The organism is Arthrobacter sp. R4 (assembly GCF_051365025.1).
In the GTDB taxonomy this organism is placed as follows: domain Bacteria; phylum Actinomycetota; class Actinomycetes; order Actinomycetales; family Micrococcaceae; genus Arthrobacter.
Window position 1 is genome coordinate 42,339 of sequence record NZ_JBLWIJ010000024.1, and the last position, 18,028, is coordinate 60,366.

At 58.7% G+C, this 18,028-nt stretch carries 13 protein-coding genes and 1 pseudogene; 4 read left to right on the forward strand and 10 right to left on the reverse strand.

Annotated elements, in window-relative coordinates; all coding sequences use genetic code 11:
* Positions 1–76 precede the first annotated feature (76 nt).
* The 4 genes from ACLKOZ_RS15590 to ACLKOZ_RS15605 are packed head-to-tail and all read right to left on the reverse strand — an operon-like array spanning position 77 to position 5,654.
* On the reverse strand, positions 77–1,318 hold the full coding sequence (locus ACLKOZ_RS15590; protein ID WP_436476302.1) for a M20 metallopeptidase family protein: 1,242 nt from the start codon (positions 1,316–1,318) through the stop codon (positions 77–79).
* Between the two features lie 55 nt (positions 1,319–1,373).
* Positions 1,374–2,849 (reverse strand): MFS transporter, encoded by a 1,476-nt coding sequence (locus ACLKOZ_RS15595; protein ID WP_436476304.1) that lies wholly within the window; start codon positions 2,847–2,849, stop codon positions 1,374–1,376.
* 59 nt (positions 2,850–2,908) lie between these two features.
* Positions 2,909–4,078, reverse strand: coding sequence for an acyl-CoA dehydrogenase family protein (locus ACLKOZ_RS15600; RefSeq protein WP_436476306.1), 1,170 nt, complete (start codon positions 4,076–4,078; stop codon positions 2,909–2,911).
* Between the two features lie 16 nt (positions 4,079–4,094).
* A complete protein-coding gene (locus tag ACLKOZ_RS15605) occupies positions 4,095–5,654 on the reverse strand; it encodes an acyl-CoA synthetase (RefSeq protein ID WP_436476308.1) in 1,560 nt (519 codons plus the stop codon).
* Between the two features lie 96 nt (positions 5,655–5,750).
* Between ACLKOZ_RS15605 and ACLKOZ_RS15610 the strand changes: the two genes are divergently transcribed.
* Positions 5,751–6,359 (forward strand): TetR/AcrR family transcriptional regulator, encoded by a 609-nt coding sequence (locus tag ACLKOZ_RS15610; RefSeq protein ID WP_436476310.1) that lies wholly within the window; start codon positions 5,751–5,753, stop codon positions 6,357–6,359.
* A gap of 124 nt (positions 6,360–6,483) precedes the next feature.
* On the opposite strand, the gene ACLKOZ_RS15615 is transcribed toward ACLKOZ_RS15610, so the two are convergent.
* Positions 6,484–6,708 (reverse strand): hypothetical protein, encoded by a 225-nt coding sequence (locus ACLKOZ_RS15615; protein ID WP_436476312.1) that lies wholly within the window; start codon positions 6,706–6,708, stop codon positions 6,484–6,486.
* Between the two features lie 777 nt (positions 6,709–7,485).
* Here ACLKOZ_RS15615 and ACLKOZ_RS15620 point away from each other — a divergent pair.
* The 3 genes from ACLKOZ_RS15620 to ACLKOZ_RS15630 all read left to right on the forward strand — a co-directional run bounded on the left by ACLKOZ_RS15620 (position 7,486) and on the right by ACLKOZ_RS15630 (position 10,642).
* The gene (locus ACLKOZ_RS15620; RefSeq protein ID WP_436476314.1) at positions 7,486–9,639 is read left to right on the forward strand and encodes a DEAD/DEAH box helicase; all 2,154 of its coding nucleotides are present in this window, start codon (positions 7,486–7,488) and stop codon (positions 9,637–9,639) included.
* 79 nt (positions 9,640–9,718) lie between these two features.
* A complete protein-coding gene (locus tag ACLKOZ_RS15625; RefSeq protein ID WP_436476449.1) occupies positions 9,719–10,297 on the forward strand; it encodes a DUF2290 domain-containing protein in 579 nt (192 codons plus the stop codon).
* A 57-nt stretch (positions 10,298–10,354) separates the two neighbouring features.
* Positions 10,355–10,642 carry a hypothetical protein gene (locus tag ACLKOZ_RS15630; RefSeq protein ID WP_436476316.1) on the forward strand — a complete coding sequence of 96 codons (288 nt, stop codon included), beginning with the start codon at positions 10,355–10,357 and terminating at the stop codon, positions 10,640–10,642.
* 158 nt (positions 10,643–10,800) lie between these two features.
* Here the strand turns inward: ACLKOZ_RS15630 and ACLKOZ_RS15635 are convergent, their stop codons facing one another.
* The 5 genes and pseudogenes from ACLKOZ_RS15635 to ACLKOZ_RS15655 all read right to left on the reverse strand — a co-directional run bounded on the left by ACLKOZ_RS15635 (position 10,801) and on the right by ACLKOZ_RS15655 (position 17,906).
* On the reverse strand, positions 10,801–12,267 hold the full coding sequence (locus tag ACLKOZ_RS15635; RefSeq protein ID WP_436476318.1) for an NAD-dependent succinate-semialdehyde dehydrogenase: 1,467 nt from the start codon (positions 12,265–12,267) through the stop codon (positions 10,801–10,803).
* 38 nt (positions 12,268–12,305) lie between these two features.
* Positions 12,306–13,651, reverse strand: a pseudogene (gene gabT / locus ACLKOZ_RS15640) (4-aminobutyrate--2-oxoglutarate transaminase).
* 179 nt (positions 13,652–13,830) lie between these two features.
* A complete protein-coding gene (locus ACLKOZ_RS15645) occupies positions 13,831–14,634 on the reverse strand; it encodes a maleylpyruvate isomerase family mycothiol-dependent enzyme (protein ID WP_436476320.1) in 804 nt (267 codons plus the stop codon).
* Positions 14,635–14,681: 47 nt separating this feature from the next.
* On the reverse strand, positions 14,682–16,373 hold the full coding sequence (locus ACLKOZ_RS15650) for an amidohydrolase (RefSeq protein WP_436476322.1): 1,692 nt from the start codon (positions 16,371–16,373) through the stop codon (positions 14,682–14,684).
* A 201-nt stretch (positions 16,374–16,574) separates the two neighbouring features.
* Positions 16,575–17,906, reverse strand: coding sequence for an MFS transporter (locus ACLKOZ_RS15655; protein WP_436476324.1), 1,332 nt, complete (start codon positions 17,904–17,906; stop codon positions 16,575–16,577).
* Positions 17,907–18,028: the final 122 nt, after the last annotated feature.

The following is an 18,028-nucleotide window of genomic DNA, read 5'->3' on the forward strand; positions in this document are numbered from 1 at the left end:
GGTTCCGCCCATGCAGTGGCGGTTGGCTCACCACCCAGTGCCGGCTTTACCCCTGAGCACCGGCACTGGGTGCGGGTCAGCCCTGTTGGAGACGGTTTAAGGCGAGACCTGCAAGGGCGGCGGCGTGGTCTCCTAGGATGGCGTCGTCGAAGCGGACTAGGGGCGAGTGGTTGTAGTTGGTCTCGCTGGGGTCCAGATCGGCCGGTGAGACCAGGAGCCTAAAGAAGCTGGCGGGGACTTTCTGGGCTACGAAGGAGAAGTCTTCGGAGCCCATGACTGATGTTGTGTCTTTTCGGGTGACCCGGTTTGCACCGAATGCGGTGGACAGCACAGATTCTGACTGGTCCGTGAGCTCTGTGCTGTTTACAAGCACGGGGCATCCCTCGGTCATTTCGATTTCCGCCGATGCGCCGTGTGCTTCAGCGATGGCTGGGACGAGACGGGCGATTTTGTCTTTTGCCTTTGTAAGAGCTTGATCACTGAGGTTCCGGAGTGTCCCCCTGGCTGTGGCGGTGTCCGGAATGACGTTGCCGGTTGTTCCTGCTTCCAGCACGGTTAGGGTGAGGACCACGGGGTCTTGGGCGTCCAGTTGTCGGGTTACCAGGCTTTGGAGGGCGAGGATGGTTTCGGCCAGGATTGGCACCGGGTCGACGGCTTCGTGGGGCCGTGAGCCATGGCCGCCCTTGCCGTGAATGGTGATGCTGATTCTGGTGGATCCTGCTGTTGCTGTGCCGGCGGAAAGGGCGAAGTTCCCGAAGGGTCCCGGGGCGACGTGTAGTCCGTAGGCGGCGACGGGGATGTCCCCGGCTGCAGTGAGCAGCCCTTCATCAATCATCATCTTCGCCCCGAGCAGGACTTCTTCCCCGGGTTGGAACATAAAGATGACGTTTCCGGGGATTTGAGAACGGTGTGCGCTGAGGAGACGAGCGGCCCCTACGAGCCCTGCCATGTGCAGGTCGTGTCCGCAGGCATGCATTGCGCCGTTCTCGGATCGATAGGGCAGGCCCGTTTTTTCGGTGACAGGCAAGCCATCCATGTCTCCTCGCAGAAGGACTGTGGGGCCGGGCAGTTCGCCTCTGAGGACCGCGACAATCGAGGTGAGCCGTTCTCCGAGCGTGATTTCCAGTGGCAAACCTTCCAAAGCGTTCAGCAGCCGCCGCTGTGTTCGTGGGAGGTTTGTGCCTATTTCGGGGTCGGCGTGCAGCTCTCTTCGGAGTGTTACCAGCTCGTGAAGGATCGCGGCGCCGTCGGCCCGGAAGTCGATGGTGCTGGAGTCAGAGGCTTCCTGTGATGTTTCCGGGATGGTGGTTTGGCTCATGAGTTGGTCCTTTCAAGTGCTCTGAGAGCGTTTTTTGCAGGTGGTCTGGTGATGCTCAACGTTCCCTAGGGGCGGGCTTGAGCAGGGGGACGGTTCCGGTGGGAGTTGGTGGGAGAAGGGGGCGGGGTATTTTGGTGGTCTTGCTCAGGGCCAGGACGATCGCTGCGACGGTGAATGCTCCCGCCGCGATCGTCCAGATCATGGCGTATCCGTCACCGGGATTGCCGCTGGAGGACTGAGCGAATGAGATGAGGATGATCGAGAATCCGGCCCCGGCTACAGCTCCGCCAAGGGTCCGCAGGGAGTTATAGACGCCGGTCGCTATGGCCGTACTGTCTGCCGGGGCCTCTTCGGCTATCAGCGCAGGCAGGGTTCCCATAAGTAAGCCCATTCCGATGCCTGCTAGTACTGCCATTGTTAGAAGGTGCCACTTTTCGGCGTGCTGCAGCGCGAAGAAGCCGAAGCCTGCAGCGGAGAGGGCAGCGGCGAACACGAGCACGGACTTGGTTCCGAAGCGGCGTGTGAGTGCATTGACAGTTGCGGAGCCGACGGCTGTAAGGATAGTGAAAGTCGCGATGATCAAGGACAGGCTGAACGTGGTGAAGCCGAGCCCGTATCCGTCGGTGTCGGGGTGGGACGCTGCGAAAGTCGCCAACGGTGTTTGAAACCCGAACAGCACAAAACCGAAGAGGAACCCCACGATATATAAGGGTGCGAGAGCATGTGAGGTGAGCATCCGGACGTCCACTGCGGGGTTGCTGACCCCCAGTTCCCACCAGGCCCAGGCTGCGAACACAATGACTGCAGCCGCGATGAGGCTCCAGGGCAGCGGATCCCCTAGGCCTTCTTCGGAGAGCCTGCTCATTCCTGTGAGTAACAGGATCATTGCCACCGCTATCCCTAAAAGTCCCCAACCGTCGATGCCGGGGGCGGCCCGAAGAGTAGATTCCGGGATTCGGATTACTGCCACTATGGCCCCGATCATCAGCAGAGGCGGGATGAGCAGCGCGGCTGAGAAAGGCATCAAAACTACCGAAAGGCCGCCACCGATGTTCCCTATGACCGCTCCGAGCACCAGTACCGAGACCAAGATCCCGATCACTCTGCGGGCGGCAGCTTGATCGATACGCTGATGCACCAGAGCGATTTCAAGTGGCAGCCAAACGGCGATGGGCCCTGCAAGCACTCGTGCAGCCAAGAGCAGTGGGAAGTTCGGTGCCATGGCTGTCAGCAGAGTGCTGGCAAGCACCACACCTACGGCGATTCTGAGCACCCTGCGGTGCCCGAACATGTCCCCGAATTTGGCCAGTAGTGGCACCATCACCGCAGCAGACAGGCCTTGGAGTGTGTGGAACCAGATGATGTGTCCGTCTGAAACCTCGTAGGTTTTGGCGAAAAGTTTGGCCAGGGGGTCATAGAAACCTTGGAGGAGACCGGCAACGAACTCCAAGAGGATCAGGAGCGCGATCATGCCCCGCGCCGCGGCGGGAATAGGCGCTACGGCCTTGGATCGGGCGGGTGAACTGTCCATGGTTCTCCTAGTGTGAGCGACGTTGCTTACGAGTTATAGGTCCGAGAGATAGAGGGTTCTCAGGTGAGCGCTTTGGCGATGGCGTTTCGATGGATCTCGCTGGTGCCGGTGACGATGCGGTACATCCGCAGGGATCGGAAGAGCTGTTCAATTTCGTTGCCCCTCGTCAGTCCTGCCTTGCCGTGAATCTGCACAGCCTCATCGACGACCCGGAAGCATGCTTCGGCCGTGAACAGCTTGCACATGTTCGCCTCGACCGAAACGTCCTCCCCCCTGTCGACCTTCGCGGCCGTCGCTGCCACCATCGACCGTGCAGCGTAGATGTCCGTGGCCATGTCAGCGAGTTTGTGTTGAATCGCTTGGAGTTCAATCAGCGGCCGGCCGTTGACGATGCGCGATTTCGCATACTCCACGGACAGGGTCCATGCCCGGCGGGCGGCGCCGATGATTGAGGGACTGTGGAGTAGCCGGTTCAGGTTGATTCGCCCAATACCGATCCGCAGCCCCTGACCGACGTCCCCGAGAAGGTTTGCCACCGGTATGCGACACTCATCGAAGTCGATGTCCCCTTCGATCTGCTGCCCGGACATTGGAACCTCACCATCCCGAACTGTGACCCCTGGAGCGTCCAAATCCACAAGGAACGCACTATAGGCTTCGGCTTCGCCGTCCATGCGGGCAACGACGATGGCAAAGTCAGCGAAGGGTGCCGCGGAGCTGAAGACTTTACCGCCGTCAAGGATGTACTCGTCGCCTTCGAGGCGGGCGGTCGTGCGCATACGCCGTACGTCTGAACCGGCATCGGGTTCGGTGATGGAAAAGCAACACGCCCTTTCCCCACGAATGACTGGCATAAGGTATTTTTCGAGCTGGTAAGTGCTGGCGTACTGCATGATGGACCCTGCGCGCAGTGGTCCCCCCATATCGCCCAGCACTGAGTGCGCGAGCACGGAACCGTGGGACATGAGTTCCTCTTTCAAGGCGCACAGCTCTCGGGTTGAGAGGCCCTGTCCTCCCAGCTTCGGCGGGAGGGCGATGCCGTAAAAGCCGAGTTCGCGGCTTCGCTGCCATATGGGCTCGAGGTCAGCCCGGCTGAGCTTGGTCTCGGGGGAAAGCCCGAGTCGTTGCTCGTAAGGAATGAGCTCCTCGAGCAGGTAGGCACGCAGGCTCATGACCAGCTCGTGCAGTTCCGGTTCGGCAGAGTGGTCGGGTTCCAGTGTGAATGTCATGTCGAAATCCTTTGGGTTACGCGACGCGACGGCCGGTTGGCGCCCAGTAACGGTTACGGACGGCGCGTCTGTCGGTTTTGCCGTTCTGGTTAACGGGAAGGTGATCGACAAAGTCGACCGAGCGTGGCTTTTTCAGGCGGGACAGGTTTGCCGCGCAGAAATCGATAATTTCCTGCTCATCAAGCTCTAAACCGCTGCGTAGAACGACGACAGCCTTGACAGCTTCGCCCCACTCCTCGTCAGGGACACCGACCACCGCAGCGTCCAGGACAGCAGGGTGCTGCTGTAGGACGGCCTCAACTTCGACGGAGTAGATGTTGAAACCGCCGGAAATGATCATGTCCTTCTTACGATCGACGATGAAGATAAACCCGTCTTCCCGGTAACGGGCGAGGTCCCCGGAATGGAACCAGCCGTCCCGAAATGTCTCCGCGCTCAAGTCCGCTTCATTGTGATATTCGCTGACTACATCGGGGCCACGAACCGCCAGCTCCCCGATCTCACCAAGTCCCACCGGGACACCGTCTTCATCGACGACGCGCACCTCCGCGTCAAAAATGGCACGGCCACAACTGAGCAGCAGTTCCTCATCGCCGCCCTCAATGGCCCGCCGGTGATCTTCCGTGCTCAGGAGCATCACGACCGATGTCGTCTCCGCACAGCCGAAGCCTTGGGTCAGCACAGGGCCGAAGAGGTCCCACGCAGCACGGATTCGGGCCGGGGACATAGGAGCCCCTCCGTAAATCAGGTGCTGCATGCTGGTCAAATCAAAACGCCTGGCCTCAGGGACACCTAACACAGTCATGATCATGGTCGGCACCACAAAAGCGTGCGTCGCGCGTTCACGCTCAATCGTTGACAGGAACTCGGCAGGATCCCACGTTCGCATCACAATCACGCAACCCCCGGCCCGGAAGACTCCCATGAGCGGCATCCCGGATGCATGGGTGATGGGTCCGGCCAAAATGATCCGGCCCCCCGGCCCGACATAACCGTCCGGGTGCATCAGCGACTTCCGCACCAGCGCCATGCGGTTTCCGTAGGTGTGAACCGCAGCCTTGAGCTTCCCCGTCGAACCCGAGGTGAAGTGAAGCACTGCCACATCGGAATCAGCGCAATCAACATCGACCGCCCTCCGTTCCGCGGAGTCCAGGACGGAGGTGAAAGAGGCACCGAACTCGCTTTCACCGCCAATGGTGACCACAGCCTCAACAGCAGCGATCGCGGTCGCGGCACGAACCACATCCCCATGATCGGTGTCCGTAATGAGGACCTTCGCCCCGGAGTCGGCCAACAGGTGCGCAACCTCTGATGCCCCAAGCCGGGCGTTGATCGGGGCACGCACCAGACCCGCCTTGTAAAGGGCGACTTCCGCCACCACGAGCTCAGGGCAGTTCCATCCAAGAACCGCCACCACATCTCCCCGCCCAAGACCGAATCGGTCCTGCAGGGCAGCGGCCAGACGGTCACTCCCTTCGTCCAGCTGTGCATACGACAGCCGCGAGTCAGGGCCTACAACAGCCTCGGCATCAGGCTGATACGCCGCTGATGCCCGCACAAATCTTCCAAGGTTCATAAGAAATCTTTCCTAGACATGATGTTCAGTACTGGATGATCTGTACAGTAATATACTGTGAGGGTGCACTTGGTCAATGGTTTGGAAGGAATTCAGGTGAAAACAGTCGAGGACCGCCGCGTCCGCCGCTCGAAGCGAGCGATCCGTAGTGCTTTCATCGCCTTGGTTCTGGAAAGAGGCTTCAATGCCATCACCATTGAAGACATCATCAACGCCGCAGACCTTTCTCGGGCGACCTTCTACACGCACTACCGTGACAAGGACGGCCTCCTCAGCGACGTGGTCGCCGACCTCGCCGACGAAAGAAACCGCGTGCTGCCCGCCGTGGAAGAAGCCAAACCACTCGGGTTCTCCGGGCTCCCAGTGAAATACCTCTTCGAACACGCAGGGCGCGAAAGAGACGCCTACCGCGTCATTCTCCGCGGCGAAGGGAACGGACGGGCCTTACGGGAACTCAAGGAATTCCTCATCACTCAAGCCGAAGAGCTATTCGAAGAACGAGCAGCACGCGCCGGCGTGACCCCCCGCCTGCCCACAAACTTTGTCGCCCGGGCATGGGCCGGCGAAATCATCGGCATCCTCACATGGTGGGTCGACGAGGACGCACCCTACACCGACCAGGAACTCACAGAATTCCTCCGTGAACTGGCCATCAACGGAAGAGTCTGGGCCTCCGGACTGGACCCACAACCGAACAGCCTCTAACTCCCAACGGAGAACGGACGGCCAAACCAAACATCGGACGGTACCCTCCCTCGCCACAACAGAATGGGGCAATTTTGGCCCGGCGCTATCTGGGAGCCGGACGCCGCCTGCCCCACTTCCTTGACTATAGGAACATCTCCGCCGGCCGCGATGACGCTGCCGCGGGCGCGGCCAATGAGTCAAGCACCGCGATGTCCTGGACGTTGTGTGCGCGGCTGTGATGGGCAGCATGATCCAGCCCATCGCCGTGGTTGTGGACTGCCGATCGGCAGCTGCGGATAGCAGGCCGGTCCTCAGTGCTGTCCGCCGTGGAGAGCTCGGCCGACGCCGCCTGGTCCCGTGGGCTCATTCAGGCATTCGCTGCGCTATCTGAGGGTCCGCCATGAGTTGGATCCGCATGAGGTTGCTTGGCCGTCTGCTACCTCAGTTCTGAGATAGGCGATGTAGCCAGGAACTTCAGCTCTTCGCTCTAACGGCCGGGCCCAAGCTGCCCAGTTCTGGTCCCAGCACTTGGGGCGAAGAAACGATCCGGGCCGAGGCCAGGAGCAGCCCTTTTCGGTCACTCCCCCGCCCATCTAGGAACGCCGATAACCCACGTTATGTAAAGCCTGGCGCTGAGAGGGGCTCCCCCACGGCTCTCTTCAACCTCTCGGAACGGCCGTCGTGCTGCAGCCAGGGGCCGCGTCAGTTTCGGCGTTTCGCCACGTGTTTAGGGCCCGCTTCACCCCTGCCTGGACACTTGTATTTGGCGAAAGCTTGGGTCAAATAGCGGTTGACGAAGCTCCGGTCCATTATGTGCGGGTCAGCCTGCGAATTTCCTGTGAAGCATGGCAGCCGGCCGGTTGTCATCCCACTGCATGTCATGTCGCAAGCGACGTATCTGATCAGATGACTTAGTGTTGGCGCAGCTCACATCCACTCCTCAAGGTCCAGACATAGGGCGACTTATGTGTCAATCAAACTAGGCAAGCAGTCCGGCGCTGCTGCTGGTGACAATCGTTAGACCTGCCAGCCTCCCACTCTCAACCGATTCAACTAACTCCACATGTGTAAAGGCGTGAATGCCTCGCTAATTCTCCGGCTAGAGTCGACTGGGTAAGGCACGCTATCCAAAGGACCGGTCGAGATGACTCTGGACATCGTTTACGGCGAAAGTCGCAACCGAACAGCTGCTAAGGCGCTAGCCGACCAGCTCGCTCGAAGTGTAAATGAAGGGACCGTTTACCTCGGGTATCCGGTACTTGCGACTGCTGATGAAAAGGTTCAAGTGGACGCACTACTCGTGAGTCGTGCACATGGCGCCGTGGCTTTCATCCTTTCGAACAGCTTGCCTCAAACTAAGGAGGAGTGGTCAGACAAGGTAGAAGAACAAGATCGCCTGTATGCCGTCCTGGAGAGCCATTTGAGCAGGCACGATGCACTCCGAGCCGGACGGCGACTGGCCACAACTCCTAGTACCGCTACAGTATTCGCCTCACCACCTCCACCGCATCTGCCGACTGGAGAGGAAGAAGGCTTCTTTGGCGACATAGAGGCTGTTTCTGGTTGGCTAAGTTCCCTTGACCCAGTCTCAGAACAAGTAGAACGTGCTCTGCATGCTGCTCTACAACGAGTCACCACGATCAAGCCTGCTAAGAAACGCTCGTCTGTAGTCAAGCCCTCTTCCCGCGGTTCTGTGCTCAAAAAGATTGAAAAGGGCATTGCCAACCTTGACCGGTGGCAGAAGGCTGCCGCCATCGAAAGCCCAGAGGGACCACAGCGAATACGGGGCCTGGCGGGTTCCGGCAAGACAGTAGTCTTGGCCCTCAAAGCTGCCTACTGGCATGCTCAGCACCCTGAATGGCACATCGCACTCACTTTTCATTCTCGTGCCCTTTATCAGCAAATCGACGACCTGGTTACGAGGTTTGCCTTTGAGCATATGAATGATCGGCCTGACCCTGAATACCTAAAGATCATGCATTCTTGGGGCTCGAGTGGGAAGGCAGGTGTCTATAGCCTTATTGCGAATTCACTAGGTGAGGTACCCCGTGATTGGTCTTATGCTCACGGCAAGTATGGACGGGATGACGCTTTTCAAGGTGTTTGCAGAGAACTTCTTTCCGTAGCTCGAAATCGGGATGTACGGCCGATATTCGATGCCGTCCTGATAGACGAAGCGCAGGACTTGCCCCCTGAGTTCTTTCAACTCGTTTATCTATTCACAAAAGAACCTAAGCGGATTGTGTGGGGGTACGACGAGCTGCAGAAGCTTTCAGATGCAGCCATGCCGTCAACCGATGAGCTGTTTGGGACAGGTCCGGCTGGCGAGTCTCTAATTAGTCTTGCATCTGGACCAAACGAGCCACGCCGGGACATTGTCTTGCCCGTTTGTTACCGAAACACGCCTTGGGCGCTTGCTACCGCTCATGCATTGGGCTTCGGTATCTATCGTGAGGGAGGCCTTCTCCAGCACTTCGACGAACCTCTCTTGTGGAAGGAAATCGGCTATAACGTCTTACGGGGGTCCCTTGAAGAGGGTGACGCAGTCTCCCTTGAGCGCTCAGACTCCAGTTACCCTGCTTACTTCACGGAGCTTGTAGATCCAGCCGATGCTGTGCTTCTTAAGCCCTTTGAATCGGAAGACAAGCAGGATGCTTGGGTTGCCGATCAGATAGCAATCAACTTGAACGTGGATGAACTGGAGCACGATGACATCCTTGTCGTCCTCCCCGACTCATATAGAGCTAAGAGTCGTGCCCCGAGAATTATGCGCGAACTATCTGCCAGAGGAATTCCGTCCCATCTGGTGGGTGTCAACACGAGTGTGGATGAAGTATTCAGAGCAGGTTCAGTGGCGTTAGCGCATATATATCGAGCCAAAGGTAATGAGGCGCCCATGGTATATGCCGTTGATACACAACATGCCGCTTCACATTTCAATGCCGTCACCCGAAGGAACAGTTTATTCACTGCCATTACGCGCAGCCGGGCATGGGTGCGCATAACGGGACATGGGGAACAAATGGAGTCCATTGTGTCCGAAGTCGCCGAAGTAGTGGACAGGAAGTATCACCTAGACTTCACGATTCCGACTGCCGACGAACTGGCGACGCTGCGCCATGTGCATAGAGACAGGCCAGAAGGAGATGAAGAAGCGGTGAAAAAAGCAACTCAGGGCTTGGCTTCGTTCCTAGAGGCGATCGAACGTGGTGACCTGGATTTCTACGATCTTCCCCCCGCGCTCCGGACACGACTCGCTAGGAAGGTGCAGGAGGGCGGTCCTAGTGACGACTACTAGGACAGTTCGCGACGACATAAAGAATATTCTTGATTTTCTAGTCGAAGCGGAACTGGCACTATTTGCGAATGAAGTGTCAATGAGTCCGTCTCGTGTATCCTTCCACGTTTACGACCCAACAGCAGACTTCTTGACAAGCCGTGCTCACCCAACTCTGGACCAGTATCTTGCCTGGATACAGTCCGGGGCCTATTCCGTCATCCTCTTTGATGGAAGTCTGCTGCAACTGACCTATGACGTGTCAGGAGGCGCGGTCAGCGGTCACCGCTTGGCGTATATCCCTTGTCCATATGAACTGGACCTAGATCTGCTGGCTGAGGGAGAGCCGATAGCTGACATCGTGGAACTACACATTGGTCAGGTCCCCGTTCTACGGTCACCGATTCGCTTTGATTTTGATCCAGCCGCCGCTAAGCCTGGTCATCCCGCAACACATATGACTCTGAATGCGACTAGTTGCCGCATCGGTTGTATCGCCCCAATGCATGCCCTGCGGTTCGTCGACTTCGTATTCCGCAACTTTTACTCAGACCTTTGGGAGGCTCATTGGCCTTTCTTCGAATCAGCCGAACGGCGGCACATTGGAACCAGGACCCTCGCCGAAACGGATCGTCGAATACCTCATTTCTCATGGGACGTCCATGCTATGCCTGCCTAGTCATTCCGCGGCGAGACCTGGCGCGAAGTTTCTGCCACCGGCAGTGACCCAGCCCGGGTGGCCGCAGCGCAGTTCCTCGCAGAGGTAAGAGAAGTCGCAGCGCTGGAGGCGCTGCGTGCAAACGCGAAGGCTGTCGAGCTGCTCACGGCCAGGCGCTGGTACGTCATCAAATCCGCACGCGAGGCCAGCGCGACGTGGGCCCAGATCGGCGAAGCGCTGGGGATCACGAAACAAGCCGCCCACGACTTCTACCGGCGCAAGATCGAAGAGCAGGAAAAGTACCTGTCGGACCTTCACGATGCCGCAGCCGCACGTGCCGTCCTGGAAGAAACGAAGGAAGACTAGCGGCGAAGACCGCGAAGGCACTCCGTTTACCGGCCGTGAGCCCCCTTCAAACACTCCCCCACTCGCCAGCCAGGGACTGCGGAACGTGGAGGCACTCAATTTTCTGTCAGTTTCAGTGGCTATCGACGAGTCCTGTGGGACCGGTACAGCTGCATTTGTCAGCGCGGAATGAGGGTGTATTTGGTCGAGAGGAACTCGCTGATGCCCTCAAAACCGCCTTCCCGGCCAATTCCGGATTGCTTTATACCGCCAAAGGGTGCTGCGGCGTTGGAGATGAGTCCGGTGTTCAAGCCCATCATTCCCGTCTGCAGTTTCTCAATCATGCGTTGTCCGCGATGAACGTTCTCGGTGAACACATAGCTGACAAGTCCATAGTCTGTGTCATTGGCGATTTTGACTGCTTCCGCTTCAGTAGTGAATCGGATGATGCCAAGGACAGGTCCAAAGATTTCTTCAGACATCAGAGCTGAGTGGGGACTGAGCCGGTCCAGGACCGTTGGCTGGAAGTAGTTGCCCGGACCTTCAATGGACTTACCTCCAGTGAGGACCGTTGCGCCGGTCGCTACGGCGTCAGCAACCAGACGCTCAGCCTTTGCGACCGCACGGTCGTCGACCAAAGCGCCGATGTCGGTACTTTCCTCAGCTCCCCTGCCGATCTTCATTTGCGCCACTCGGTTGCTCACGCGTTGGGCAAAAGCATCTGCGATGGATTCATGGACAATGATGCGGTTCGCCGCCGTGCATGCCTGGCCGATATTGCGGAACTTCGCTAATAGGACGCCTTCAACGGCTCGATCCAAATCTGCATCCTCGAAGACGATGAACGGGGCGTTTCCACCCAGCTCCATTGACGTTCGCAGTACATTCTGGGCTGCGGCTTCAAGGAGTTTCACACCCACAGGGGTCGAACCGGTGAAGCTGAGTTTCCTGAGGCGGGAATCCTTTAACAGAGCGCTGGACTGGTCCGCCGGCGATGTGGTCGGAACCACATTTACAACTCCTGCAGGCAGGCCCGCTTCTTCGAGCAGTTGTACCAAGAAGATGGTCGTTAGCGGAGTCAGTTCGGCGGGTTTGATGATAACCGTGCAGCCGGCCGCCAGGGCCGGGGCTATCTTGCGGGTTGCCATGGCCAATGGGAAGTTCCAGGGCGTGATGAAATAGGTGGGTCCGACCGGGAGGTGCGATACGACGATGTTGCCAGCGCCCTCCGGAGTAGGGCGATAGTCGCCGCGGACACGGACGGCCTCTTCCGAGAACCAGCGCAGGAACTCGCCTCCATAGGTCACTTCGGCGCGGGCTTCGGAGATGGGCTTGCCCATCTCGATGCTAATGAGCAAAGCAAAGTCTTCGCGGCGATCTATTAGAAGGTCGAAGGCTCGGCGCAGGATGTTTGAGCGTTCGCGCGTAGAGGTCTCAGCCCATGCCTCCTGTGCGGTTACGGCAGCTTCGAGCGCCCTGAGGGCATCGTCGACTGTCGCGTCGGCGATCGTTTTGATGACTTCCCCGGTTGCCGGGTCTTGCACGTCAAATGTCGCACCGGCCGAAGAGGGCTGCCACGTCCCTCCGATGCCAAGACCGGTTTGCACCTGGTTGATCAGTTCTTGCTCGTGGGGCTCTAAAGTCATTTCTGTCCTTCTAAGTACGTAAGTTGGTTTGCTGTGGTTTAAGCATTTGCTTGGAGGGCATTCGCCACGACCTGAAGGCCCTCGCGCAACAGGTCGTTTGATATGGACAACGGCGGCAGGAACCGGAGCACATTGCCATACGTGCCGCACGTGAGTACCAGCACGCCGTCCTGGCCTGCCTTCTTCGCGATCGCAGAGGTGAGCCCAGCGGCCGGTCTCTGAGTGCCAGCTTTGACGAACTCGATGCCCATCATGCGCCGCGGCCGCGGATATCGCCGATACGGTCATCGTCCTCACCGAGACCGGCGAAGAAATCGGTGATGATGGCACCAATTTCCCGTGCACGTTCCGTCAGGTTTTCCTGCTCATAGATTTCGATCGTTGCCAGGGCGGCAGCACAAGCGATGGGGTTCCCTGCATAGGTACCCCCAAGTCCGCCCTCCACGGCGGAGTTCATGATGTCCTTACGGCCAGTGACTGCTGAAAGAGGGAGGCCACCGGCCAGTCCCTTGCCGAACGTCATCAAGTCCGGGACTATTCCCTCATGGTTCGCAGCGAACATGTCACCGGTACGGGCAAAGCCGGTCTGCACTTCGTCTAGGATGAAGATGACGCCGTTTTGGGATGTCCATTCCTGTAGGGCCGGTAGAAAACCGTACGCAGGGGCCATGAAGCCGCCTTCACCCTGAATGGGTTCGATGATGACGGCAGCGACATTTTCGGCACCAATTTGCTTCTCGATTTGAAGTATCGATCGTGCACCGGCCTCAGACCCCGTGAGACCGTCTCGGTAGCTATAGGAAGCGGGAACCCGGTAGATCTCGGGGGCGAAAGGACCAAACCCGTTTTTATAGGGCATGTTCTTTGCGGTCATTCCCATGGTGAGGTTTGTTCGCCCATGAAACGCGTGGTCAAAGACAACTACCGCCTGCCTACCGGTGTAGTGGCGAGCGATTTTGACCGCATTCTCAAGGGCTTCAGCACCAGTGCTGAAGAGCGCCGAGCGCTTTTCGTGATCACCAGGGGTAATGGCGTTGAGCTTCTCGGCGACTTTGACGTAGCCGTCATAGGGGGCGAGGCTGAAACAACTGTGCGTGAACTGCTCGACCTGTCGCTGCACCGCTCGCACCACAGCTGGAGCTGAATTTCCTACACCGGTCACGGCGATGCCGGAACCGAGGTCAATAAAGGAGTTGCCGTCTGCGTCGATCAGCACCCCTCCTCCAGCAGCTACAACTGAAATAGGGAGCACCCCACCAGTACCAGTTGCGACGGCCGCTTCCTTGCGGGCCAGCAGTTCCTGCGATTTCGGGCCGGGGATAGTGCTCACGAGCTTCCGCACCTGTGGGAGAGTGGGGCCGCCTATTATTGGTGGAGCTGACATGGTTGACCTCTTCTTTCAAGAGTTGTCGAGGAGACTTGTCATTGCCTACATGCATGGGGCGTCTGCGCAATTTCCGGCTGGACGAGACAGATGCTTCAGCCAATGCACACCGAATGCCCGCACGTGCGGTGTTCCTGATCCGGAGAGCAGTCTCTGTTGGGCTTCTTCGGCAGTGGTGACTAGATCCAGCGGTGCGCCGCCGGCGCGCGGCCGATCTCACGTCCATCTTCATTGATCTCCACCACGCCATGGTGGCCACGTCCGGTGGCCCAGGTCAGGAGGTCCGTCAGTGTGCCGGAGACTGTCAGAATGTCGCTTGCCGGTTCGCTTGGTCCTTCACCAACAGGCTGAAAGTTCGCGTGAGCGTCTGTTGCAACAGAGCGTACGTAATGGCCGTCCCGACCCTCCCAGGTAGTAAGAACATCCTGCACAATGCGGGCCGCGGCTGGCCGTGGAATGTCCTGGACGGTTGCCCCGTTGTTGAGATCGATGGCATGCAGCCATAGTTCGCGGGCCCGCATCCAAATGGTCTCGGAGATGGCAATCGTGCGCCCCTGCGCGTTCTTTACCTTGTAAGCCCAGCGATCCTCCGGCAGATTCGTCCATGCTTTTTCGAGCAGTGCAGCCTCCTGCGATGAGAGTCGGGTCAGACCCGTATGGGAGAGTGTCGATCCGAGGTCGATCTCATCCGCCCGTGACTCAGCCGACTTGTACATCGGATTCTCGATACCTGTCCGCGCCCACTGGACCAGCCGGGCAAGTGCTCGGGCGTTGTAGCCGATGTGCGCAATGACGTGTGCTCGGGTCCATCCGGGCAGGAGCGATTCGCCCTGAAGGTTCTCGGGGTCCAGATCGCGGACTAGCCGGTCAAAGCTCACCTGTCCCTCGCGCGCGAGGGCCAGATCCGCGGCGATCGTCGGTGCGGGCCCTTCGACCGGGTCTGCATCCGGTAGCGAACGCGTTAGATTTCTTACTTTATGCACCGTTAGATCCTCTTTGTTGTGTGAATTTGGGTTGGGATGTTCGGTCGTCAGTTGATGACCGACAGGAGCTGCAACTCTGGTGTGGAGTTCCTATGAGCTTCCCTTGCGTCATAGCTCAGCCGGCCGCCAAGTATCGTGGCCACGATGTCGATCTGGGCGATATTGCGGGCAATCAGGGGCGATTCCGAGAACACCGTGAAATCAGCGAGTTTGCCGCGTTCGAGCGTTCCCTTGTCTCGGAATTGACCGGTGGCGCGGGCAGCCCACTCTGTGTGCGTTCGAAGCGCTTCCTCAGGTGTGATGGCCTCTCCTGCGGCGAAGGGCAAGCCTTTGTCCGTCCGCCGGTCAACGGCTGACTGCATGCCCCTGCGCAGGTTGTTATCTGCTACCGGCAGGTCAGAAGACCCTGCAAGAAGGGCACCTGCGTCGATTACGGACCGGCCCCTGTACAGCCAGGATTCCCGTTCAGGGCCAACCAAAGTGGCTATCTGATCGCCTAGGGGACCAATGAATCCTGCCTGGGGGGCCACTGCGATGCCAAGGATTCCGGCGCGTTCGACTTGGTCCGGGCGGGCGATACCGAAATGCTCAATGCGGCAGGGCGCCTCACCGCGGCCGTACCTATCCTGTGCCTCCTCGATGAGGTCCATCGCCAGGTCAATGGCGACATCGCCAATGGCGTGCAGCGCCAATGGCCATCCGGCACGGTAGGCACTCAATGCGCGCTCCCGGTAGGTTTCTGGTTCGTCCAAAAGGTACCCGGTGTTGTGATCGTGTCCGCAGAAGGATTCGGTCACTGCAGCGGTTGCGCCCAGGAGAGACCCGTCAAGGAAGACTTTTACGTGTCCGAACCGGACGTAATCGTCACCGAAGCCGTAACGGAGTCCCAGGCCAAGTCCAAGACCTGTTCCTTGATGATGGAAATCGGCAGGATGCCCCGTCAAAGGTTGCAGCGCGTCCATGGAAGGCATCAGCTGGGCGCGTGCATGAAGGTGCCCGGTCTCGGCAGCGGCCTGGTAAGCCGCAACCTCGACTGGGCTGTGGCCGATCCACCCACCGCCAATGCCGGCTTCGGTAAAGCTGGTTATCCCCTGTGCCGCGTACCGCTCGGTCGCAGCATCCAGGGCCCGAATGATTCTCTCGGTTGAGTAGGGCAACAGCAGTGCCTGCACCAATCCCTGTGCGGCTTCTTCCAGGACACCGGTAGGTTTTCCTTCGTCGTCTCGCACCACAATTCCGCCTGCCGGGTCCTGGACGGTCGGATGTGAAGCCCCGATCAGGTGCAGCGTGGCGCTGTTGGTGATTGATGAATGGCCGGAAGCGTGCCGAAGGTAAAGCGGACGATTTCCAGTTATTTCATCGATACGCCCGATGTCCGGGAAGCGTCCCCCATGATGGGCTTGATTGAATCCGGTACCGTGCACCCAGGCATCGTCATCACCGGACAGGCGCTCTACTTCGGCCTCGATCTTGGCGTAAACCTCTTCAAGTCCCCTGCACCCACTTAAATCCACCGCATCGAGGCCGAGACCCCACCACGTTGTGTGGCAATGTGCATCGATAAGACCGGGAGTGATGCACGCATCACCGAAGTCAAGGGTCCGCTCCGCCTCCATATCTGCGACTTCTTCATCAAAGCCAACGATACGTTCGCTGATGACTCCGACAGCTGTCGCAATGGGCCTGTCGGGGTCCATGGTAAGAATCTCGTTCGCCCGGACAAGCAGGTCGAGCTTCATTGTGAAGTTCCTTTCTGGGGTCCAAGCCCATCCGTTCGGCGATGAGAGCGACCTTCTTTTAGATGACGGTTGGCTTGGACTTGTCAGCACTGGGCGGGCCCGGTCGAAGGGTTAGTCAGGGTAATTGCCTGCGCGACGACCGGGGCCCGGACAGCTTAGGGATGGGCAACCGAGGCCGGATTGCCTATGGCCCATTTTTCGCTAGTGCTTGAAACCGGGCAGGTTCACGCTGAAACGGGGCGCGATTGCACCGGCCGAGGCGGTGATGATCGAGATCAGTACCAGCATCGCAGCGGCGGGCCACCAGTGGTTCCCCGCGGCTGCAACTACGCCAGTGACAATCAGCGGGACAAAGCCTGCCACCATGGCCGAGGTGTTGTTTGCAACAGCGACACCCGTGAAGCGGGTCTTGGCTTCAAACAGGCCGGTCAGAACCGCGCCGGTGCCGGCGTAGGGGAAGGAAAGAGTCGATACCGCAAGAACCATGGCGATGACGACGAGGACGTGGTTGCCGGAGGTGAGGAGCAGGAACGCCGGAACGGCAACAACAGCGGAGGCGATACCGCCCCACAGTATGACCCGGCTTGAGCCGTACTTGGCGCCGAGGCGTCCACTCCAGACAATCACAAAGATCTCTGCCACCGCAGCGGCAATGGTGCCAAGCAGCATCAGGGATGAGGGGTATTTGAGGACGTTGACTCCGTACCAGACGCAGAACGTGGTGACGAGATAAAAGCCGCCCATGCCTAGCAGGCAGGAGGCCATACCGATCAGGAGCTGCCGCCAAGCGTACTTGAAAGTGGTGCGGACTGGGGTCTGTTCAATTTCGCCGGCTGCTTCGATTTGACGGAACACGGGTGACTCTTCGAGCTTGCTACGGATATAGATGGCGATGAGGAGCAAGGGCAAGGAGATGAGGAACGGAATGCGCCAGCCCCACGCATCGAAGTTCTCTTTAGTGAGGAGGAACGTGACCAGGAAGAATCCACTGGAAGAAAGTATCGTCCCGATGGGCGCACCAATCAGTGGAATCACGGCGTAGCGGGCGCGAAGGTGCAGCGGCGAGTTTTCCACCACCAAGGTTAGGGCGCCTGACCATTCCCCACCGACGAAGAGGCCCTGTATTACCCGCAACAACACAAGCAGGATCGGGGCGGCGATACCGATTGCGGCGTAAGTCGGCAGCAATCCGATAAGGCCTGTAATTATGCCAATACCGACAATGGTGATCATCAGCGTCTTGCGGCGTCCGATCCGGTCGCCCATGCTCCCGAAAATGATGCCGCCGAGGGGTCTGGCGGCAACGCCGACCCCAAAGGTGGCGAACGAGGCCAAAGTCGCCGCCGTGGGGTCGCCGCTCGTGAAGTACTGAACGTTGAACACCAGCGCAGCTGCGGCACTGAACAGGAAGAAGTCGTAGTACTCAAGTGCGGAGCCGATCAACGCGCCCAACGCGACCTTGTTGGCGTCTTTCCTGCTCAGCTCTTGGACGGCATGTTGCTCTATCGTCACCGTCTGTAGTGTCTCACTCATGGTGGTCATCTCCGTTGATGCGTGATCTGGTTTACGTTTACATGAATCTGCGCAAACATCTTGTTCAATGAGCATCTCAAGGGATACAGCCATTTTCGCCCAGCATTTCCCCCCGGATTCTT